The organism is uncultured Caballeronia sp., from assembly GCF_964243625.1.
In the GTDB taxonomy this organism is placed as follows: Bacteria; Pseudomonadota; Gammaproteobacteria; order Burkholderiales; family Burkholderiaceae; genus Caballeronia.
Map to the genome: position 1 here is coordinate 1 of NZ_CAXTGZ010000778.1, position 2,492 is coordinate 2,492.

Sequence of the window (2,492 nt, forward strand, 5' to 3'; positions counted from 1 at the left end):
AGCATGCGGTCTCTCGACGAATTTCATCATGATAGTCAATGCAGTGCTGTTTCTGCTCTTGGCATAATGCGCTGGCTTGTCTGCAATCGATAATTCAAGGAATCAAGCGCATGCAACACGTATTCGTCTACGGCACGCTGCGGGCCGGGGAGAGCAATGACATTCACCGCGCGGCCGAGCGCAATGGCGTCGCGGACCCGGTGCTCGTCGGTTCGGGCCGTATCCGTGGCCGGCTTTATGATTTCGGCGCATATCCAGGCGTGGTTCTTGATGCCGACGCCTCATCGGTTCATGGCGATGTTTATCGGATAGAAGATACGCTCGTTCCCGTACTCGATGAAATCGAGGAAGTCGTGCCGGGTATCAGCGGACTCTTTCGTAGTGAGCATATGCACGTGACGGTGGGGCTCGATGGACCTGCCGAAACGATCGAATGTCTGGTTTATCCGGTGAGCGACGCGGCCGTGCAGGGGCTGCCGCATATCGATCATGGCGACTGGGTGAGGTACAGGCGAGCGCGATAACTCGGGGTTGGCTTGGGCGTTCTCCGATTCCGTTACTACAATGGAAGACTACACGGAGTGCCGGGGAGCCAGCCATGTTCAAGCACATTCTCGTTCCGACGGACGGGTCGATCCTGTCGCAGAAGGCCATCGACGGCGCGATCGACCTGGCGCAATCGGTGGGCGCGCGGATCACGGCCTACGCCTGCTTGCCGCTCTATCCGTATTCCCCTTTCGCCGATGTCGCGGTCGAACCGCCCAGCGACTTCCATGAGCGATCGGAAAGGGAGGCGCGCGAGCATCTCGCCGCCGTTGAAGCGGCTGCGGCTACCGCGGGCGTGTCCTGCGATGCCGTGACGAGCGTCGAGTCGGCGCCCTACATCGGAATAATCGATATCGCCGAGCGTGATGGCTGCGATGTGATCTTCATGGCGTCGCACGGACGACGCGGGCTGGGAAGCTTGCTGATCGGCAGCGAAACGCAGCGCGTCCTGACGCATACGAAGATCCCGGTGATCGTGTATCGATAACGCAGCCGGGCAGCGTCTATCTGTTTTCACGTGCAAGCGCGAGGAAGGCGAGGACGGCTCCACTGGTTTCGTTGGCACGACTTAACAGCATCAGATCCGCCGACATCTCCGTTTCTATGATCGGCCGGTAAGTCAGGTTTGGAATCGCGACGCGAGCAACCGGCGCAGGGACAATGGCAACGCCGAACCCTGCCCCTGCGAGCGCGAGCACCGTCAACGTGCTCGACACCCGATGCACCGCCTTGGACTGCGTACCCATTTGCGCGCTCAGCATCGCCACGCTCTTTTCGCCTTCATTGAGACCGTAAAGAATGAGCGTTTCGCTGACCAACGATTTCACCGATACGCGTTTCTTTTTCGCCAGCGGATGATCCTCTGCCATGGCGATCAGCAACGGCCACGCTCCGATCTTTTCCACGATGAGTCGCGGGTCTGGCGCCGACCCCAGACTCGGGCTGTATCCGACATCGAGTTGGCCCGTAAGGATGGCCTCGCTCTGCAAATGCGGCGACATCTCGACCGGCTGCAATTCCGCATCGGGGTAGCGTTGGCGAAACGCGCGCAAGTTGTCTGTCAGCTTGCCGGTCACAACGGCGTTGCCCGCAAAGCCGACCCTGACCGTGCCGGTCTCGCCCCGCAGCGATCGCTGCACAATGTCCTTCGTGCGCTCGGCTTGCGCAAGCGTGCGCCGCGCTTCCACCAGAAGAAGGGATCCCGCCTGCGTGAGTTCGACGTTCCGGCTCGTGCGTACAAAAAGTGCGCCGCCAATTTCTTCTTCGAGCGAGCGTATTTGCATGCTCAGCGCAGGCTGCACGATGTGCAGACGTCGTGCCGCGCGACCAAAGTGCTTCTCTTCTGCAACGGCAACGAAATAACGGAGATGACGCAGGTCCACGATCGATAACTCATCAGGAAAATTGATTAATCGATCATATCAATCTACTTAACGATACGGCTCCAATGCGTGACACTACGTTCACTTTGCAGCGATCGAGAATCCGCTGCCCCCTCGCGTTAGAAGGAGATTGACTGTGCAAACGTACCTGGAAGACCGGCTCAGCATTGCGGATTTGATGACCGGATGGATTCACCGCGATCTCGCGCAATGGGACGAGTTGCGCGAACTGTTTCATCCTGACGGCACTATCGAGATCACCTGGTTCGACGGCCGCTTCAGCGATTTCGTCGATGGATCAATGAAAATGGGCGCCTCCGATTTGCGCACCAAGCATTTCATCGCAGGGCCGGTGGTCGAGTTCAACGGCAACAAGGCCATCGTCGAGACCAACGCGATGATCGTCGGCGAGAATGTTCGCCTTGGCTTGGGCTGCAGTTCGCACAACCGCTTCTACGATCGGGTCGAAAAGCGCAATGGCGTCTGGAAGATCACGAGGCGCCAGAGCATTTACGACATGGGGTCGTTCACGTTCGAGGGGACGACCTGCCTCTGGAAGATCGA

4 protein-coding genes are annotated in these 2,492 nt (G+C 58.8%); 3 read left to right on the plus strand and 1 reads right to left on the minus strand.

Features of this window, described 5'->3' with window-relative positions:
• Positions 1 to 110: 110 nt before the first annotated feature.
• Together ACFFAR_RS30750 and ACFFAR_RS30755 are read left to right on the plus strand one after the other, a co-directional pair.
• Positions 111 to 524: a gamma-glutamylcyclotransferase gene (locus tag ACFFAR_RS30750; protein ID WP_174365456.1), complete on the plus strand. Its 414-nt coding sequence runs from the start codon at positions 111 to 113 to the stop codon at positions 522 to 524.
• A gap of 74 nt (positions 525 to 598) precedes the next feature.
• The gene (locus ACFFAR_RS30755) at positions 599 to 1,033 is read left to right on the plus strand and encodes a universal stress protein (RefSeq protein WP_075360409.1); all 435 of its coding nucleotides are present in this window, start codon (positions 599 to 601) and stop codon (positions 1,031 to 1,033) included.
• A gap of 16 nt (positions 1,034 to 1,049) precedes the next feature.
• On the opposite strand, the gene ACFFAR_RS30760 is transcribed toward ACFFAR_RS30755, so the two are convergent.
• Complete coding sequence (locus ACFFAR_RS30760; RefSeq protein ID WP_174365455.1) at positions 1,050 to 1,928, minus strand: LysR substrate-binding domain-containing protein; 879 nt, start codon at positions 1,926 to 1,928, stop codon at positions 1,050 to 1,052.
• Positions 1,929 to 2,064: 136 nt separating this feature from the next.
• On the opposite strand from ACFFAR_RS30760, the gene ACFFAR_RS30765 reads away from it, so the two are divergent.
• The coding region (locus ACFFAR_RS30765) for a nuclear transport factor 2 family protein (protein WP_375509175.1) at positions 2,065 to 2,492 on the plus strand (428 nt) is incomplete at its 3' end.

Coding starts and splice junctions, on each gene's coding strand:
- ACFFAR_RS30755 (WP_075360409.1), top strand. CDS start 599: ATGTTCAAGCACATTCTCGTTCCGACGGACGGGTCGATCCTGTCGCAG.
- ACFFAR_RS30750 (WP_174365456.1), top strand. CDS start 111: ATGCAACACGTATTCGTCTACGGCACGCTGCGGGCCGGGGAGAGCAAT.